General features: G+C 56.7%; 14 protein-coding genes, 1 tRNA gene and 2 pseudogenes. 6 read left to right on the top strand and 11 right to left on the bottom strand.

Features of this window, described 5'->3' with window-relative positions; translation table 11 throughout:
- Positions 1-6: 6 nt before the first annotated feature.
- The 3 genes from A6070_RS05495 to A6070_RS05485 form a co-directional block, all read right to left on the bottom strand.
- The gene (locus A6070_RS05495) at positions 7-1,002 is read right to left on the bottom strand and encodes a YhdH/YhfP family quinone oxidoreductase (protein WP_072287404.1); all 996 of its coding nucleotides are present in this window, start codon (positions 1,000-1,002) and stop codon (positions 7-9) included.
- A gap of 65 nt (positions 1,003-1,067) precedes the next feature.
- Positions 1,068-1,919, bottom strand: coding sequence for a DUF4824 family protein (locus tag A6070_RS05490; protein WP_072287403.1), 852 nt, complete (start codon positions 1,917-1,919; stop codon positions 1,068-1,070).
- Positions 1,916-2,971, bottom strand: a complete 1,056-nt coding sequence (locus tag A6070_RS05485) for a DUF2157 domain-containing protein (protein WP_083558770.1) — start codon at positions 2,969-2,971, stop codon at positions 1,916-1,918. Before A6070_RS05485 ends, A6070_RS05490 begins: the two co-directional genes overlap by 4 nt.
- A gap of 214 nt (positions 2,972-3,185) precedes the next feature.
- On the opposite strand from A6070_RS05485, the gene ppnP reads away from it, so the two are divergent.
- The gene (gene ppnP / locus A6070_RS05480; RefSeq protein WP_072287401.1) at positions 3,186-3,500 is read left to right on the top strand and encodes a pyrimidine/purine nucleoside phosphorylase; all 315 of its coding nucleotides are present in this window, start codon (positions 3,186-3,188) and stop codon (positions 3,498-3,500) included.
- Between the two features lie 126 nt (positions 3,501-3,626).
- Here the strand turns inward: ppnP and A6070_RS05475 are convergent, their stop codons facing one another.
- Both A6070_RS05475 and A6070_RS05470 read right to left on the bottom strand, forming a co-directional pair.
- Positions 3,627-3,890 (bottom strand): YkoF family thiamine/hydroxymethylpyrimidine-binding protein, encoded by a 264-nt coding sequence (locus tag A6070_RS05475; protein WP_072287400.1) that lies wholly within the window; start codon positions 3,888-3,890, stop codon positions 3,627-3,629.
- 152 nt (positions 3,891-4,042) lie between these two features.
- On the bottom strand, positions 4,043-5,458 hold the full coding sequence (locus A6070_RS05470) for an FAD-binding oxidoreductase (protein WP_083558769.1): 1,416 nt from the start codon (positions 5,456-5,458) through the stop codon (positions 4,043-4,045).
- A 335-nt stretch (positions 5,459-5,793) separates the two neighbouring features.
- Between A6070_RS05470 and A6070_RS05465 the strand changes: the two genes are divergently transcribed.
- The 3 genes from A6070_RS05465 (at position 5,794) to A6070_RS05455 (ending at position 8,453) form a co-directional block, all read left to right on the top strand.
- On the top strand, positions 5,794-6,171 hold the full coding sequence (locus A6070_RS05465; RefSeq protein ID WP_072287399.1) for a DUF4398 domain-containing protein: 378 nt from the start codon (positions 5,794-5,796) through the stop codon (positions 6,169-6,171).
- 33 nt (positions 6,172-6,204) lie between these two features.
- A complete protein-coding gene (locus A6070_RS05460) occupies positions 6,205-7,185 on the top strand; it encodes an OmpA family protein (protein WP_083558767.1) in 981 nt (326 codons plus the stop codon).
- 683 nt (positions 7,186-7,868) lie between these two features.
- Positions 7,869-8,453 (top strand): NAD(P)H-dependent oxidoreductase, encoded by a 585-nt coding sequence (locus A6070_RS05455; protein WP_072287398.1) that lies wholly within the window; start codon positions 7,869-7,871, stop codon positions 8,451-8,453.
- Between the two features lie 95 nt (positions 8,454-8,548).
- On the opposite strand, the gene A6070_RS05450 is transcribed toward A6070_RS05455, so the two are convergent.
- The 6 genes and pseudogenes from A6070_RS05450 to A6070_RS15310 form a co-directional block, all read right to left on the bottom strand.
- Positions 8,549-8,634 (bottom strand) — tRNA-OTHER (locus A6070_RS05450).
- A 102-nt stretch (positions 8,635-8,736) separates the two neighbouring features.
- Entirely contained in the window at positions 8,737-9,090 is a 354-nt protein-coding gene (gene secG / locus A6070_RS05445) for a preprotein translocase subunit SecG (protein ID WP_072287397.1), read from the bottom strand.
- Positions 9,091-9,285: 195 nt separating this feature from the next.
- A pseudogene (gene tpiA / locus A6070_RS05440) lies at positions 9,286-10,043 on the bottom strand (triose-phosphate isomerase).
- A gap of 143 nt (positions 10,044-10,186) precedes the next feature.
- Positions 10,187-11,377, bottom strand: coding sequence for a phosphoglycerate kinase (locus A6070_RS05435; protein WP_201257948.1), 1,191 nt, complete (start codon positions 11,375-11,377; stop codon positions 10,187-10,189).
- A gap of 96 nt (positions 11,378-11,473) precedes the next feature.
- A complete protein-coding gene (gene gap, locus A6070_RS05430; RefSeq protein ID WP_072287395.1) occupies positions 11,474-12,475 on the bottom strand; it encodes a type I glyceraldehyde-3-phosphate dehydrogenase in 1,002 nt (333 codons plus the stop codon).
- A 357-nt stretch (positions 12,476-12,832) separates the two neighbouring features.
- Complete coding sequence (locus tag A6070_RS15310) at positions 12,833-13,060, bottom strand: hypothetical protein (protein ID WP_145928194.1); 228 nt, start codon at positions 13,058-13,060, stop codon at positions 12,833-12,835.
- 137 nt (positions 13,061-13,197) lie between these two features.
- Here A6070_RS15310 and A6070_RS05425 point away from each other — a divergent pair, with 137 nt between their 5' ends.
- Both A6070_RS05425 and A6070_RS16685 read left to right on the top strand, forming a co-directional pair.
- Positions 13,198-13,968, top strand: coding sequence for an MBL fold metallo-hydrolase (locus tag A6070_RS05425; RefSeq protein ID WP_072287394.1), 771 nt, complete (start codon positions 13,198-13,200; stop codon positions 13,966-13,968).
- A 192-nt stretch (positions 13,969-14,160) separates the two neighbouring features.
- A pseudogene (locus A6070_RS16685) lies at positions 14,161-17,141 on the top strand (phosphoribosylformylglycinamidine synthase subunit PurS).

Genomic DNA, 17,141 nt, shown 5'->3' with positions numbered 1-17,141 from the left:
CACGTCTCAGGATTGCATATTCACCAGGAGTCTCCCCTTCAACTTCCCGGCAAGCATCCTGTCGACGCATGCATCGACATCATCGAGGAATATCTCTGTGCACATACTTGACAACATGTCCGGTTTCCAGGCATCGGCAAGCTTTTCCCAGAGACGGATTCTATCCGCCATCGGGCAATGCTGCGAGTCAACCCCGACGAGGGAAACGCCGCGAAGGATAAAGGGGTAGACGGTAAGATGCAGATCGGCCGAGGCTACGTTACCGCAGCAGGTCACGATCCCCTGCGGATGGATCGATTTGATCAGGTTTTCCAGAATGACGCCACCGACCGTATCGATACCCCCGGCCCATTGAGCCTGCAGAAGGGGTCTATCGGTGGATTCCTGAAACGACTGGCGAGGCAGGATGCGGCCGGCTCCCAGACCTTCCAGAAAAACCCGCTCTTCGACCTTACCCGTCATGGCTGCAACCCGGTAGCCGAGTCGGGACAAAATCGCCACGCTCATGGAACCGACACCGCCAGTCGCCCCCGAGACCAACACCTCGCCGGCATCAGGCCGGACACGCTCCACCAGTCTGGACACACTGATACCGGCCGTGAATCCCGCTGTTCCGAATATCATTGCCTCCCGCATGCTCAACCCCGTCGGCAACTTGAGTGCCCATGCCGCGGGAACGCGAATATACTCGCCGAACCCGCCGGCGGTATTCATACCCAGATCGTAACCGGTAACGATAACGGCGTCACCTTCCCCAAATTCCGAAGAACCGGAATGCTCGACAATCCCTGCGGCATCGATGCCCGGGGTATGGGGGTAGTGTTTCGTAACCCCTTTATTGCCGATACACGACAAGGCATCCTTGTAATTCAGGGATGAGTAGGCGACCCGGACGAGCAATTCTCCCGCCGGCAGCTCTTCAACGGTTCTGCTCTTGACCGAACGGACATAACCCTGCTCGGTTTCCTCTACGACCAGGGCCTTGTAAGAACTTTTATTCATGGCAGTTCTCCTTGGTATCGCTTCGTTAAACAGAACATTGCGGCTTTCAGATAAATTTTCCGGTTTTACAATGCTCCCTGCTGGTCCCCGTCGAACTTCTCGATCGTCTTTATCCACGGCTCCAGCCGTTGCCCGAAGGCAACCACGACCTGATATCGGACCATGGCCGGCGTCTTGGGGTTGTAATGGGTATATCCGGGATGGATACAGGTTTTCCCCGGCAAAGACTTCAGGGATGCATGAAATTGTAGCGGGACATGTATCCGCTCAACCATAATTCCCTGAATTTGTCCGTAAAGCCTTTTTTTGCTATTGCTACCTTCGGAGGCACGCCAGTCAACCTGCATGCGAACCTGGGAGGGCAAAATGATATAGCGACCTTTGTCGGCATAGCGCCGGCGCAGGTCTACGGCATCCAGACCGGCATCGACAGCGAAAAGACGCGAGGCAACGGTCAGCTGAAAAAGTTTCTCTTGTTTCTGGCGGGCAGCCGCTTCCGCCGTCAATTGACCCTGCCGCTGTTTGAGAGGCAGGGCGGCAATCTCTTCCAGCTGCCGCAGCCGAAAACGCTGCCAGGCCTCGCCGTTGTACTCCAGTACCACCAATGCCTCTTTGGGCAACACCCTGTAAACATCCCGGGAATCCGAGTCCTTTACGCGTCCCACGGAAAATCCAAGCTCGGCCAGCTTTTGTTCATCGAACCAGGTCCGCTCTTCGATATCGGAATTAACGTTGAGCCACAGGGATACCCCGCTGTTCTCCCGTCGATAAAAGGTACTGGTCAGGGGCAGCTCGCGCTCGGTCAGGGTCAATAAGGCATCCGGAGCGCCGATACGATTGCGTACAACGCCCGCAAGCACCACTGCGTTGACAAGAATAACCAAAGCCAGTGCACCATAAAGGTAGCGCCGGTTCATGACATACCTCCCCTCGCCGCAGTCCGCAATCGCCTGAGCACCAGCAAGATCAGAACCGCGCTCAAACCGATCAGCAGAAAAAACAGGTATTTGGGCATCCAGTCCCACCACCAGTCGAACAGCTTGGTATAGAGATAAAGCACAAAAAAGGTCGAACCCAGATGGGTCAAACCGGGCCACTGCCGTCGAATCCCCAAGGCGATGACAGCGGCAGCCAGCAGGAATCCGAAAATCTGGTAGGCCGCCTCGATCACCCCGGGAGACCAGGGAAGGTAACTGCCCCTGCCCCAATTGGAAAGGATCAGGATGGCGATAAAGATTGCCAGCAGACCGTAGCCTCGATAAAGGTTGGGGAAATTGTCATGCTCACGGTGCGGCACGGTCCCCGGCAATGCCAGCAGAGCGCCGGCGAAAATGAAATTCTCCGGCCGTTCTCCGAAGGAAAGCCAGTAACAGCCCCACCAGGTTCCGACGGTCGCCGCCAGGTAGCCCATGAGGCAGGTCATGCCGGCTATCAGCATCAGTCTGAGCCCGGATGCATAGGCCAAAAGCATGGCAAAGGCCCCCCAGACCAGAAACGCATTCTGGCTGGGTGTGATATTGAATATCGTGCCGAGTACGGAGAGATCGAGAACGAAACAGGTAAAGGCAATAAGACTCAGCAGGGAAGCGAAATAGAGTGTCTTTTCCCGTCGGGCCGCGCAGTCGACGCCGGCCACGGCACAGAGAGGAGCGCTGCCGAGAATGGCTACCTGTACGCCGGTACCGAGCCCTCCCCAAAAACGGTAAAAGAAAAAAAACACCGCAGCCGACAACGCCAGCGCCCCTAAAAAAGCGGCGATACGCATACTCCAGCTGAGCTGTTTCTCGGCACCGCCGATGTCAACATCGTATCGGAAGGCGTAGCGATCCAGCAACGAGCGGTGATAAGAAACAAGATGCTCCTTCTGCCAATCGTCCAGAACCAGGATTCCCTCTTTCTCCAGGTCCGCCAATTCTTCCCGGAATGCGCCTATGCGATCAGCGCGTTTTTGAGCCTGATCCTTTTGCATACGGCCCCCTGAGTTCATGAATTAAAACCAATAACAGGATATAAATGGCGTTGCGATTCTGGTCAAGCACAAAAATCGAGCATCTACAGCAGGTTTTCATTTGACATCGGTCTTATTTCAAACCATGATCCTGCGGCCGAATTTAACCCGCCACATCATTGGCCTACCGGCCCGGTGGACCCATTCCTTCATATCATGTCAGGAGAACAGATCCATGTCGGAATTCAAAAACGTCACGATCGTGAAAAAAGCCAACGTCTATTTCGATGGCAAGGTCACCAGCCGCACCGTCCTGTTTGCCGACGGCACCAAGAAAACTCTCGGCATCATGATGCCGGGCGAATACGCATTCGATACCGCAGCAGCCGAGGTCATGGAAATGCTCGGCGGTTCCATGGAGGTGCTTCTTCCCGGCACCGATACCTGGCAAATTTTCAGCGAAGGCCAGAGCTTCGAGGTGCCGGCCAATTCGAAATTCTCACTCAAAGTCAGGGAAGTCGCCGATTATTGCTGCTCATACCTGAAATAGTGTCTGCATGCATCATAACCAGAGGTTGCAGTGGAAGCCTCCGGTAGTATTGATCGCCTCTGCATGCAGCGCGCCTGCTATCCGTTAATTCCGATGTCAGGCGCCAATTTTTTTGCACAGATAAAGCTACTTTGCGACCTCGCAACTGTCCGTCGGGCAGGCGTTGGAATACTTGACAGTCAGCACCACCTGATGTTCATCGGCCACCCGGGCAAAGCTGTCGGCCACGGCCTCGAAAACAGCCTGACGTTCGCCGCTGATCACGGTGCTCATGGCGCCGCTGCGCAGGCAGATACCAGGTCGCCGCAATCCCTCCATAAAGGCATCGATGGCGGGCGTCAAGGACGGCTCCCGCAACGGATAAAGACTCACTTCAGCTTGAATGTTCATGGACCCATCCTCACTACGGTGAAGGCACCGCTTTTCAGTCCAACAGATTGCCAGACCGTTTAACCAGAAATTTTCACGGTCTGCATTCCGGATCGCGCATTTTCCCCGGCGGTTACGCGAAACAAGGCTCCGGGTAAATCTCTTCTGCGGTTTCAGGGTTTAATATTGAAGCTTCCCCGCCAGATGTTTTCAGGATCGTAACGTCGCTTGATCTTGCATAATCTGGCGAAGTTTTGATCATAGCAACCTTTTACCAGCTGGTCCTGCTCTCCCGCGGCACCGGGAAAGTTGAGATAAACACCGGTCCGCGACATCGGCCGCAACGCATTGACAAAATCGGCAACCCAGGCTCTGTTGGCATCGGCATGTTCCATCCCTTCCCAGTTGGCTTCCACCGCTACCATAAAACGACAATCCCGTTTGCCAAAAGCGGTATCGGCGGCGTGAACACCATTCATGGCGCCGCCAAGAGCCCAGATATTCACCGACGACAGGGGGGATGCGCTGCGTGCGGAGTGGCCGACAATCCGGGTGATGGTGCCGTTATCGAGGGCCTTGAAAAACAGGGAATCCCAGTAATAGCATCGCCCCGGTGGATAATCCTTGTCGAAAAGGCGCTGCACCCCGAGATGAAAATCCATGGGACCGGACAGGTCCGCCAGCGGTTTCGACCATTCCCGAAAGGGGCGGATAACCTCTTCGCCGCGTTCGAAAGGGCCGGAATAGCAGGCCAGAAAAGCCACCACGGGCTGGCGATCGGCTTTGCCTTCGGCCGACCGCATGGGCCGGCTGCGCAACACGCAGAAACTGCTGAGCTCCACCGGCGCACCGGCCATGAAGTCACGCCAGAATGCGATGGCCCGCTCTGCTTCGGAAAAAGGGTACAGCACCGTGGCAAACCACACCTGCGACGCGATGGGCCTCAGGCGGTATTCAAAGGCGGTCACAATCCCGAAATTGCCTCCGCCGCCGCGCAAAGCCCAGAACAGATCGGGATTCTCGTCGGCACTGGCGGCAATTATCTTCCCTTCCGCCGTCACAATTTCCGCGCCTATAAGGTTGTCGATGGTCAAACCGTCTCTGCGCAAAAGCCACCCCATGCCACCATGCAGGGTCAACCCCGCGATCCCGGTTCTACTGACCACCCCGACGGGAACCGCCAGCCCGTAAGGCCGGGTTGCCGCGTCGACGTCCCCCAGACGCGCCCCGGCCTGGACGCAAGCAGAAGGAATCCCCGAATTGACCTTCACCCCGGCCATGCCGCCGAGATCAATGACCACCCCGTCGTCGCAAAGTGCCTTGCCGGCCACGTTATGCCCGCCACCCCGGACAGCAACCCGCAGGTTGTGGGATCGAACGAACCTTACCGCGGCGACGACATCGTTTCTTTGCGTGCAACGCACGATCAGGGAGGGACGCCGATCGATCATGCCGTTCCAGATCAGGCGGGCTGTTTCGTATTCATCATCACCGGACCGCAGCACATCCCCCTCGATTGCAGCGGCAAAATCGCCAAGCGCGGCTTCAGGAACTTCTGCCCATGCGTCGTTCAGGGTAGCAATTTTCAAAGGTGTTTGCTTCCTTTCCGCGGTTCGTCTGCCGCTTTCAGATTCGATAATCCGCCAAGCCGTGTTTGCCGTGCTCCGACCGACAGCGGGAAGCGCAACCTTCCTGACAGGCTTCGCCTTGCAGCAGGCCAGGCCCTACCCTTTTGTTCGGAAGGTTATTTTTTATTATACCCCGAAATCCTGCCAAGCTCTTGAAACGGCATAACGACATGATAATGTTAATAAGAAATACTCTCTAAAAACCTATGCACTTTGCAACTTGCCTGGCCCGGCAAGGTCGGGTGACCTTTGCGCCGGACTACAGTGGTCAACCAGAATCGATGGAGGTAGACATCATGAATGTGCGCACCTGCAAACAAACTATTATTGTAAGTATGGCCGTAGCGGCTCTGGCGGCATGCGCGCCGGCCAAGCAACCACCAACCAGCCAGATGGCCCTTGCCCAGGCCGCGGTGGACAAGGCGACAGCCGCCGGCGCCTACGAATACGCGCCACTGGAACTGCAGGCATCGCAGAACAAGGTAGATGCTGCAAAGACGGCTATCGCCGCTAAAGACTATGTCAAGGCCGAGCACCTGCTTGAACAGGCTGAGGTCGACGCGAAACTGGCGGAAGCCAAAAGCGGTACGGCAAAAACCCAGAAAGCCGTGGACGAACTGCAAAAGAGTATTGATATTCTGCGTGAAGAAATTCAACGCAAACTTCCTCAATAACAGCCTTTTTTCTTAAAAACCGGAGGTAACCCCATGACTATCCGAATCCGCAGCTACAAAATCGCCACCGGCATAACCGGGATCATGTTGGCGGCCATGGCCCTGTCCGGATGTGCGCAAAAAGTTACAACCAATGCCGCCCTGGAGGAAGCCAGGGCCGCCTACAAGGCAGCTCAGGCCAATCCCACGGTGATCCGTAACGCGGCACTGGAGCTGAAAAAAGCGGAAATGGCCCTCACCCAGGCGGAAACATCCTTCCAGCAAAAAGCGGATCTGGCCACGGTGGAACATCAGGCCTACCTGTCCAAACAGCATTCGGCCATTGCCCAGGAAATCGGCAATCAGAAAATCGCCGAAGCGGCCATCGAACAGGCGAGTGCCGAACGTAACAAGGTTCTGCTAGAAGCCCGCTCCACCGAGGCCAGTCTTGCCGAGCAGCGTGCAGCTGCCGAAAAAGAAGCGGCCCTGCAGGCTCTGAAGGAGGCCGAAGCCCAGAAAGCCGCCGCCGAACAAGCGACCATGGAAGCGACCGAACAGCGCCTGGCGGCGGAAAAAGCCATGGCTGAAGCCACTGAAGCCCGGGAAAAAGCCGCCAAGCTCGAGCAGGAAATGGCCGAGCTGCAAGCCGTCAAAGCGGACCGGGGGCTGGTGATGACCCTTGGCGATGTGGTATTCGATGTCAACAAGGCTGACCTGAAACCGGGCGGTATCGTCACGGTCGATAAACTGGCCGCATTCCTGACGGAATACCCCACACGCAAGGTAATGATCGAAGGATTTACCGACAGCACTGGTAGCGCGGAATACAACCAGGTTCTGTCCGAACGGCGTGCCCTTGCCGTGCGCCGTGCTTTGATCGACAAGGGGATAGAAGCGTCACGCATTGAAATTCATGGTTATGGAGAGGACTTCCCGGTGGCCACCAACAACACGACTGCCGGCCGTCAGATGAACCGCAGGGTGGAAATCATCATTTCGGATGAAGAAGGCACCATACCGGCCCGCACCAAATAGGCCCTCTTTAGATAGTATCCATCCGGAAATTCCGGATGGATACAGCGTAGTTTTCATATGGGAAACGAGCAATTTTTCGTTGTGGCAAGGGAATCAAGGGGTTGCGCGGAGGCGTACATCGGTACGCCGCACAAGCAAGCCTGCGGATTGACGCCGTCATGGCGAAAAAGGGCCGTTTCCGGATGAAAACTAGATAGTATTGTTTTCGATTGCGCAACCGGGCTGATCGTCATGACGAACAGCCCGGTTTTCTTACATTACGTTACAAACCTTGATATCCCCTCATTTTTAAAAGATTCGCAATCGCGAAAGACAACAACCGCCCCGTCATCTGCAGCAATCCATATCTTTGTGAGTCTCTTCACGGATTTTCTTCAGCAACCGCAGTGTGCAAAATCAAATTCCGGGCCGAACAACTCGGGGTCCTCACGGACTACAGCCGCCGTAACGGGATTGAAATGGCGGAGTAAATACAGCAATTGATCGGCTGATCGGGCGCACTCTCGGCGCAAAAAGGCGCTTCAGCCGTCTGCCCGGAAAAATTCCCACCCGACAGTTGCATCCTCGATGCTTCTGGCTATAGTTTGAAAATTGATTTTTTCAAAGACATAAAGGTTCAGAATATTGGCACCTGGCTTTAGATGCAGTCGTAGCCGTACTGCGAAGGGTCAATGGGGGATTCCATGAAAGTTCTCGTTCTGAATGGTTGCAGCGATGAAAAATCGGCCACACAGGATCTGCTCAAGGGAATCTGTGACGGCATACCCGCCCCTCATGAAATCGCCTGGATCAACCTTCATGGCCTGGCTATCCAGTCCTGTCAAAAATGCCACAAGTGTTTTCCATGCGGCGAGTGTGTTTTACCCGAGGATGACGCGCATGCCGTTGCTCGCTCCATGTTCTCCGCAGATGCCCTGATCATCGGCCTCCAGGCTTCGCCTCAGGACATCCACATAGCAGTTGAGAGACTTTTTGAACGTTGCATGAGCGCCATGGCGTTCAAAACCCCGCAGGGCGATTTTCGCCCGTGGAGACAGGGCCGTTTTGCCATACTCGCATGCCACGAAGCATGCTGCGTCGCTGTCAATGAATCCAAATCGCCACAAGCGGATTCATCCTCTGTTGCCAAGGCTCTTGAAATCGGCGGCTTCAATCTCATCAAGGTAACCACTCAAGCCAAAACCGGACAGGCGCGGGATGATTTCTTTCCGGTAGAAAAAGCACGGTCTCTCGGTTGTTCCCTGTCCTGCATAATGATACCCAGGTAAATCCGTAATATTTTACGCCCTTCGACACCCGGACATCCAAACGGCTAAAAAAAACAAGGCCCGCAATCTCGCTGATTGCGGGCCTTGATAATTTCTGGTGCCGAAGGCGAGACTCGAACTCGCATGGGCTTTCGCCCGCCACCCCTCAAGATGGTGTGTCTACCAGTTCCACCACTTCGGCGTTAAGCGAAGAACTTTATACTGTTTTGACAAAAATCTGTCAACATGAAATTGGGTTGAAAACGCATTTACTTTGTTTTCATCCGGAGCTTCCGGATGGATACTAGTCTGCAGACGGACCAGACTCCTGCGCCGGGACGCTGGCTGCGGGAGCCGCTTCGGCAGGGCCACCCTGTTCCACGGCCGCCGGAGTCGTCATGCTGGCAGGCATGATGCTTTCGACACCCGGAATTTTGTAAAAATAGGCCAATACCAGGCTGGTCAGCATGAACACGACCGCTGCTCCGGTGGTGAGCTTGCCCATGAAACTGGCGCCACCGCGCGCTCCAAAGACCGTCTGGCTGCCGCCGCCACCGAAGGCCGCGCCGACCTCCGCACCTTTGCCACCCTGCAGCAGAACGATAGCGATGAGAGCTATACAAACCAGGACGTGTAAAACGATTAAAAGGGTCACCATCTTCATCAACTCCTGACGAGTAAGTTTTTCGGAAAGGCCGAACTTAGCACATAAACCGGCGAATGAAAAGCCCCTATGCCGGCTGGGTCTCACTTCTACAGGCGAGGCCGCTACGCGAGGCTTTCATGAAGGAAAAACCGGCTCCGGCAAAAAATCGGGGAAAAGCGCTGAGCCATCTGTGCATTTCGCTCTGCCTCAGGAAGGCAGGAAACGGACAATGCGGATAAAATCCTCAGCCTTGAGACTGGCGCCACCAACCAGGGCACCGTCAATATCCTGTTGACTCAGGAGCCCGTCAACATTGTCAGGTTTGACGCTTCCCCCATACACAATGCGGATCCTGCAAGCAAGATCGGCGTCGTACAGCCTGGATAGCAAATCCCGGATAAAGGCATGCGCCTGCTGCGCCTGCGCAGCGCTGGCGGTTTTTCCCGTACCGATCGCCCAGACAGGCTCATACGCCACCACAACCCTTGCCATGGCGTCTCTAAGGAGGTTTTCCAGGCCACCGCGCAACTGCTTTTCAAGAACCTCGAAAGTGCGCCCCTGCTCGCGCTCCTCCAGGGTTTCACCGACACAGAATATCGCTGTCAGCCCCGTATCGACCACCGCCTTGAGTTTGCGATTGATAAAACCGTCCGTCTCGCCAAACAGTTGCCGCCGCTCCGAATGACCGACAATAACATAACGGCACCCGGCATCTTTGAGGAGCAGGGGGAGACTTCCCCGGTATAGGCCCCTTGCATTTCCGGAAAACAGTTCTGGGCGGCTACAGCGATATTGCTATCGCCCAGAGCCGATGACACGGATGTCAGGACCGTAAAAACCGGCGCGACAACAATGTCGCGGTCGGTGACATCGGCCAGTCCGGCCTCGAGGGCTTTCACCAGGGTAACAGCTTCCGCGGTCGTCTTGTGCAGCTTCCAGTTTCCGGCAATAAAGGGTCTGCGCATCTTCTCCCTCTGAACAATGTATGCCATGCTTCGGCGCCGGCCCGGCGCGAAACACACGTTAAGTTTCTTTCACCCGAAAAAGCAGGATGGACGATTGCCATAAACGGGATTTTGAAAAATCCGGCCAGGCAGTGGCAGGCCGGTCACTTGTCGGTCAAGGCAACAATGCCCGGAAGCTCTTTCCCTTCAAGAAACTCCAGCGAAGCGCCGCCGCCCGTGGAAATATGCGTCATCCTGTCCGCCAGTCCGGATTTTTTGGCCGCCGCCGCCGAATCCCCGCCGCCGATGATGGAAACCGCCTTTGAATCGGCCAGAACCTGCGCCACGGCAAAGGTTCCTTTGGCAAAGGCGTCGAATTCGAATACCCCCATGGGGCCGTTCCATACCACGGTACCGGCTTTGCTCAACACCTCGCTGAACCGGGCGACGGTTTTCGGTCCGATATCCAGCCCCATCCAGCCGGCGGGGAAATCATCGTTGCCGCAGATTCTGCTTTCAGCATCGGCCTTGAACTCACTGGCAGCCACGTGATCTTCCGGTAAAAGCAGGGCAACCCCTTTGGTGGCGGCGCGCTGCATCAGCTCGGCGGCCATGCCGAGCCGTTCTTCTTCGATAAGGGAATGACCAAGATCATACCCCTTGGCCTTGAGGAAGGTATAAGCCATGCCGCCGCCAATTATCAGAACATCGACTTTTTCAAGAAGGCTTTCAATGGCCGGCAATTTATCGGACACCTTGGCGCCGCCGAGCACCGCCACCAGAGGACGAACCGGTTCGGCAATCGCCTGACCGAGATAGCGCAGTTCCTTTTCGATCAGGAAACCGGCTACCGCCGGCGATAAGATCCGCGCGACGCCTTCGGTGGAAGCATGGGCTCGGTGGGCGGTACCAAAGGCATCGTTGACATAAACGTCGGCGAGCGCCGCAAGCTGAGCGCTGAAAGCGGCATCGTTGTCGGTTTCCCCTTTATGGAAACGGACGTTTTCCAGCATCAACACCTCGCCTTCCGGCAGATCGGCGACCAGTTTTGCGACCTCGGCACCGACACAATCAGGTGCCATGCCTATCGTTTGACCGAGCAACTGGCCAAGGCGCTCCGCAGCCGGGGCCAGACTGAATTCGGGTTTCGGAGTTCCCTTGGGCCGTCCCAGATGAGAGGCGAGGATGAGCCGCCCTCCTTGTGCGATGATATGTTTGATCGTCGGCAAGGCCGCAACGATACGGGTGTCGTCGGTGATCCGCCCTTCCTTGTCGAGGGGCACATTGAAATCGACGCGGCAGAAAACGCGTTTGCCTTTGCAATCGATATCCCTGACTGTCATTTTATTGAGCATGATATCAACCCCCATCCATTGGTTATAAAAAGCTTTAAAATCAGCGAACAGCACCGCCAGTACGAAACAGCGCGTCCATAAAACTTTAGAACCTTGTCAGCAACTTGCAACATGCCGCACCAGATCGACGACCCGGTTGGAATACCCCCATTCGTTGTCGTACCAGGCGAGAACCTTGACCATGTTGCCACCGAGAACGTTGGTAGACATGGCATCGATCACCGAGGAGGCGGGGTTGCCGTTGAAGTCGACGGAAACCAGCGGTTCCTCGCAATAACCCATGATGCCCTTCAGAGCACCTTCGGCGGCGGTCTGCAACGCATGGTTGACAGCCGCGATATCGGTAGGCTGCCGCGTTTCCGTCACCAGGGATATGAGGGACACGTTTGGCGTGGGAACCCGCACCGCAATGCCGTCCAGACGGCCGGCGAGTTCCGGCAACACCTTGGCGACAGCGCGCGCCGCACCGGTTGTCGTGGGAATCATGGAAAGCGCCGCGGCCCGCGCCCGACGCAGGTCCCTGGCGGGATAGTCGAGGATCTGCTGCCCATTGGTATAGGCATGCACGGTGGTCATCATGCCTTTGACAATGCCGAAACTCTCCATCAGAACCTTGGCCACCGGCGCCAGACAATTGGTGGTACAGGAAGCATTGGATATCACCCGGTGCAACGCCGGATCATATTTTCGATGGTTGATTCCCATGCACAAAGTGATGTCCTCACCAATGCCCGGCGCCGTGATGATTACACGCCCCGCCCCCGCATCGAGATGTTGCGCCGCCTTGGCGCGCTCGGTGAATTTGCCCGTCGCTTCCAGAACGATATCGATGCCCATTTCCCGCCACGGCAGCTCGGCGGGTTGCTGAATTTCACAGACCCTGACCAGGCGACCTCCCACCATCAGCCCGCTGTCGGTAGCCTGCACGGGAGGAGAGAAAATCCCGCGCACGGAGTCATATTTGAGCAAGTGGGCCAGCACTTGCGCGGAATTCAGGTCATTGATCGCCACGATTTCGACATCCGGTGCCGCCCAGGCGGCGCGAAAAATACTGCGCCCGATGCGACCGAAGCCGTTTATTGCTATTTTTACCGCCATTTCTCTGGTGCTCCCGAACTTGGAATAAGGCCCCGAACATCCCTCGAAGCCGAAAACAACACGCAAAACCGAGTATTTGAATAAACAATTCAGAAACCCAGTGTTGATATTTCTGCAAAAAGCGGCAGATTGGACGGCCAGGCAAAAAGTGCCAAATGAAGCGCCTGTAATTGCCAGGCAGTGAGACGTACTCAGGCACGTCGAAACAGTGAGGAAATTACAGCGACGCGGAAGTTGGCGGGTTTTAGCGACGCCATCAAAGTTAGCGATTGATAATAGCCAATAGCCCTTTGGCCGTCAACCGCTTTCCCATCCCCGAGCCAGCGGAATCTTGTACCGGAAAGCGCAATATGTTATTTAGTATCCATCCGGAGTTTCCGGATGGATACCAGCTTCATTCCTTGCCAAACAGAATACAAGCAGAAAGAAAACTCGCTTTTTCTCTACTTCCGCTTCGGCAACTCCAAAACGCCAACATGCAACTGCAGACTTCCATGAAACTGACGCCAGAATAGCGTCCGCAACGACAATACCGTCCTCGATTTTAATCGCCCGCCCCTGCCACCCGGGCAGAAAAGCCGGCACAAAGACATCCCCGGAATTTTAAAATCCCGTGGAAAGATCCTGCAAAATCAACTCGGTGACGGCTTGTTTTATCTTGCGAATGCGGTTATTTTCCGGTATATAAACGGCGCTCCGCCGTTGGGGAACAGGGAGGCATCGTGCAAATCTGTCTGCTGGCCAGCGGCAGCAAAGGCAACGCTATTTATGTCGAAACCGCCGAGAGCCGGTTGCTGATCGACGCAGGCCTTTCAGCCCGCGAAATCGGTAACCGGCTGAACGCTATTGGGAAAAGCCCCGAGCAGCTTGACGCGCTCCTTGTGACGCATGAACATGGCGACCACTGTCGGGGGCTCGGTCCTGTTTCCCGCCGCTGGAAACTGCCCGTACACATTCATCACGCAACACGCGAAGCGCTGCCCCATGCGGGAAAACTGACACAGACCATCGCATTCGACTCCGGCGACACCTTTTGCCTCAGGGACCTGATAGTCCATACCGTTCCCGTTACCCATGATGCCGCGGCTCCAACCGGCTTCATCCTGGAAACGTCATCAGGCAAAATCGGCATCGCAACCGACCTGGGACTCGCTACCCGACTGGTCATCGATCGTTTTCAGGGGTGCCGGGTACTGGTTCTCGAATCGAACCATGACGAAGATCTGCTGCGCGACGGTCCGTATCCGTGGCATTTAAAGCAGCGTATCCGCAGCCGGCACGGACATCTGTCCAACCGGGAGTCCGCCGAACTTTTGCGCAGCCTCGCCTGGCCGGGGCTGGAGGCGGTTTTGCTCGCGCATCTGAGTGAAGCCAACAACACCCCTCAACTGGCGGAAGACTGTGCGCGCAAGGCGCTCAATGATATAAAAGCTTTTTCAACGCAACTGTTCGTCGGCTGCCAGGACAGGCCGAGCATCTGTTTTGGCTGTTAGGGCAGTCGCAGCGCCGGTTCCGGCGGCGGATCGCATTTTTGCCGGCCCGCAATGAATTTTGTTTGAATTTTTGAAAGACGATGTCCCGGAAGTCGGCCGTGCGCATCGCTGCACCGGTGAGTCATGCACGACACCGTGGCGCACCAGATGCCGGGCGACCGTTACCGGTTCACCCTTGCCAAGGAGAGCATAATGGCCTGGAGAATAGAAGTCGGACTGAAAGAAGGCATCCGCGATGCACGCGGCGAACGCGTCAAGCGTGAGATCCGCGAACATCTTGGAATCGAACTGGATCAGGTAAAAACCATCGATGTCTACACCGTCGATGCCGATCTGTCCCGCAAGGAAATCGAAGCTGCCGCGCAAGGCCCCTTTTCCGACCCGGTGATCCAGCACTATGCCATCAACCAGCCTGTGGCCGAAGGTTTCGATGTGCTTGTCGAGGTCGGCTTCCGGCCCGGTGTCACCGACAACGTCGGCCGCACATCGCGGGAAGCCATCCAGTATCTTGTCGGGCGCCGGTTTACCGCCGATGAAGGAGTCTACACCTCCGTACAGTACCTTCTGTCGGGAAAAATCGATGAAGCAGATGCCGAACGCATCGCCGCCGGATTTCTCGGTAACGGTCTGATTCAGCGCTGGACAATCATTCCGGCGGCGAAATTCGACCGGGAAAACGGGGTGCCGGTAACAGTTCCCAAGGTGGTTTCCACCGCCGAACCCAAAGTGCTGGAGATCGACCTGAACGTCTCCGACGAGGAGTTGATGCGCATCAGCCGCGAAGGCGTGCTGGCTCTCAACCTGGAGGAAATGAAAGCCATCCAGGCGTTTGCCAACGATCCGCAAAATCAGGCCGATCGAAAAAAAATGGGACTGACCGCCTGTCTGACCGATGTGGAGCTTGAAGCCCTGGCCCAGACCTGGAGCGAGCACTGCAAGCACAAGATCTTCTCGGCCCGTATCGACTACGAAGATGGCGAAGGCAAATCCGAAACCATCGACTCCCTGTTCAAAACCTTTATCGTCGGCGCCACCCGTGACGTGCGGGCCGCCAAAGGCAAAAGAGACTTCTGCCTGTCGGTGTTCAAGGACAACGCCGGAGTGATCCGTTTCAACGACGACTGGAGCCTGGTTTTCAAGGTCGAAACCCATAATAGCCCCAGCGCCCTCGATCCCTACGGCGGAGCGTTGACCGGCATTGTCGGCGTCAATCGCGACCCCTTCGGTACCGGCATGGGCGCCCGGCTTATCTTCAACACCGACGTCTTCTGCTTCGCCTCGCCTTTTTACAGCGAACCGCTTCCGCCGCGCCTGCTGCATCCGCGCCGCATTTTCGAAGGCGTCGTGGAAGGCGTCGAGCATGGCGGCAATAAAAGCGGCGTGCCAACGGTCAACGGATCCATCATCTTCGATGACCGCTTCGCCGGCAAGCCGCTGGTCTACTGCGGCACCGCCGCCCTGATGCCGGCCGAAATCCACGGCAAGCCGGGACACGTCAAGCAGGCCTTGCCCGGAGACCGCATCATGATGGTTGGCGGACGCATCGGCAAGGACGGCATTCATGGCGCCACCTTCTCTTCGGAGGAGTTGCATGAGGGCTCTCCGGCCACCGCGGTGCAGATCGGCGATCCCATTACCCAGAAGCGCATGTTCGACTTTTTGATCATCGCCCGCGACCGCGGTCTGTACAATTCCATCACCGACAACGGCGCCGGTGGCCTTTCCTCTTCCGTCGGCGAAATGGCTGAAGATACCGGCGGCTTCGAGATGCACCTCGATCGGGCGCCGCTCAAATACTCCGGGCTGCAACCCTGGGAGATTCTCATCTCGGAAGCCCAGGAACGCATGACCGTCGCGGTCCCCCCGACAAAACCGAGGCATTTATCGCCCTGGCCAGAGAAATGGACGTCGAAGCCACCGACCTTGGCAACTTCAACGACTCCGGTTACTACCACTGCCTGTATAACGGTAAAACCGTTACCTACCTGCCCATGGCGTTCCTCCATAGCGGTGTGCCCCAATTGCAACTGCAGGCCCGCTGGGAAAACCGCGACCATAAAGAACCGGAATTCGCCCAGCCCCTCGACGTGGAAGCAACCCTGCGGCACATGCTTGGACGCCTGAACATCTGCTCCAAGGAAAGTGTGGTACGGCGCTACGACCACGAAGTCCAGGCCGGCACCGTGCTCAAACCGCTGGTCGGTATCGCCAACGACGGTCCGGCCGATGCCGCCATGATCCGCCCTCTGCCCGACTCCTTCGAGGGGGTGGTGGTGGCCCATGGCATCACGCCGCGCTACAGCGACATCGATACCTACCACATGATGGCCTGCGCCATCGACGAAGGCCTGCGCAACTACGTGGCCGTCGGCGGCAATATCGAGCATGTCGCCGGTCTCGACAACTTCTGCTGGTGCGATCCCGTACAGAGTGACAAAACCCCGGACGGCACCTACAAGGCCGCCCAACTGGTGCGGGCCAACAAGGCCCTGTACGACTACTGCCTGGCTTTCGGCGTGCCGCTGATTTCCGGCAAGGACTCCATGAAAAACGACTACCAGATCGGCGACACCAAAATCTCCATTCCGCCGACGGTGCTCTTTTCGGTTATCGGCAAGGTCGATGACATCCGCAAAGGCGTGACCATGGATGCCAAACGCCCGGGCGACCTGGTCTATCTGCTCGGCGTCACCCGCAACGAGCTGGGCGGTTCGGAATATTACGACATGCTGGGCCACCTGGGCAAAAATGTCCCCACCGTCGATGCCAACACCGCATTGCGGCGTTACCGCACCCTGAACCGCGCCCAGCAACAGAGCCTGCTGGCCAGCTGCCATGACCTTTCCGATGGCGGACTCGGCGTGGCACTGGCCGAAACGGCTTTCGCCGGCGGCTTCGGCATACAGGTCGATCTGCGCAAGGTCAAGTGCGAGGGCGTGCTGCGGGAGGATGCGGTACTGTTCTCCGAAACGGCCAGCCGCCTGCTGGTCACCATCAAGCCGGATCATAAGGCCGCCTTCGAAAAACTGTTCGCCGGCCAGGACCTCTCCCTGCTCGGCACCGTTACCGAGGGCAGGGAACTGCGCATCGTTGGCCTCGGCGGCGAGATTCTGGTGCGGGCCGATATCAATGATCTCAAAGAGGCGTGGCAGGCGCCGTTAAGGGAGATGTAA

The sequence above is a fragment of the Syntrophotalea acetylenica genome (genome assembly GCF_001888165.1).
Classification (GTDB): Bacteria; Desulfobacterota; Desulfuromonadia; order Desulfuromonadales; family Syntrophotaleaceae; genus Syntrophotalea; species Syntrophotalea acetylenica.
Note: the sequence above shows the minus strand (reverse complement) of the source record. Positions and strands in the feature narration are given on the sequence as shown.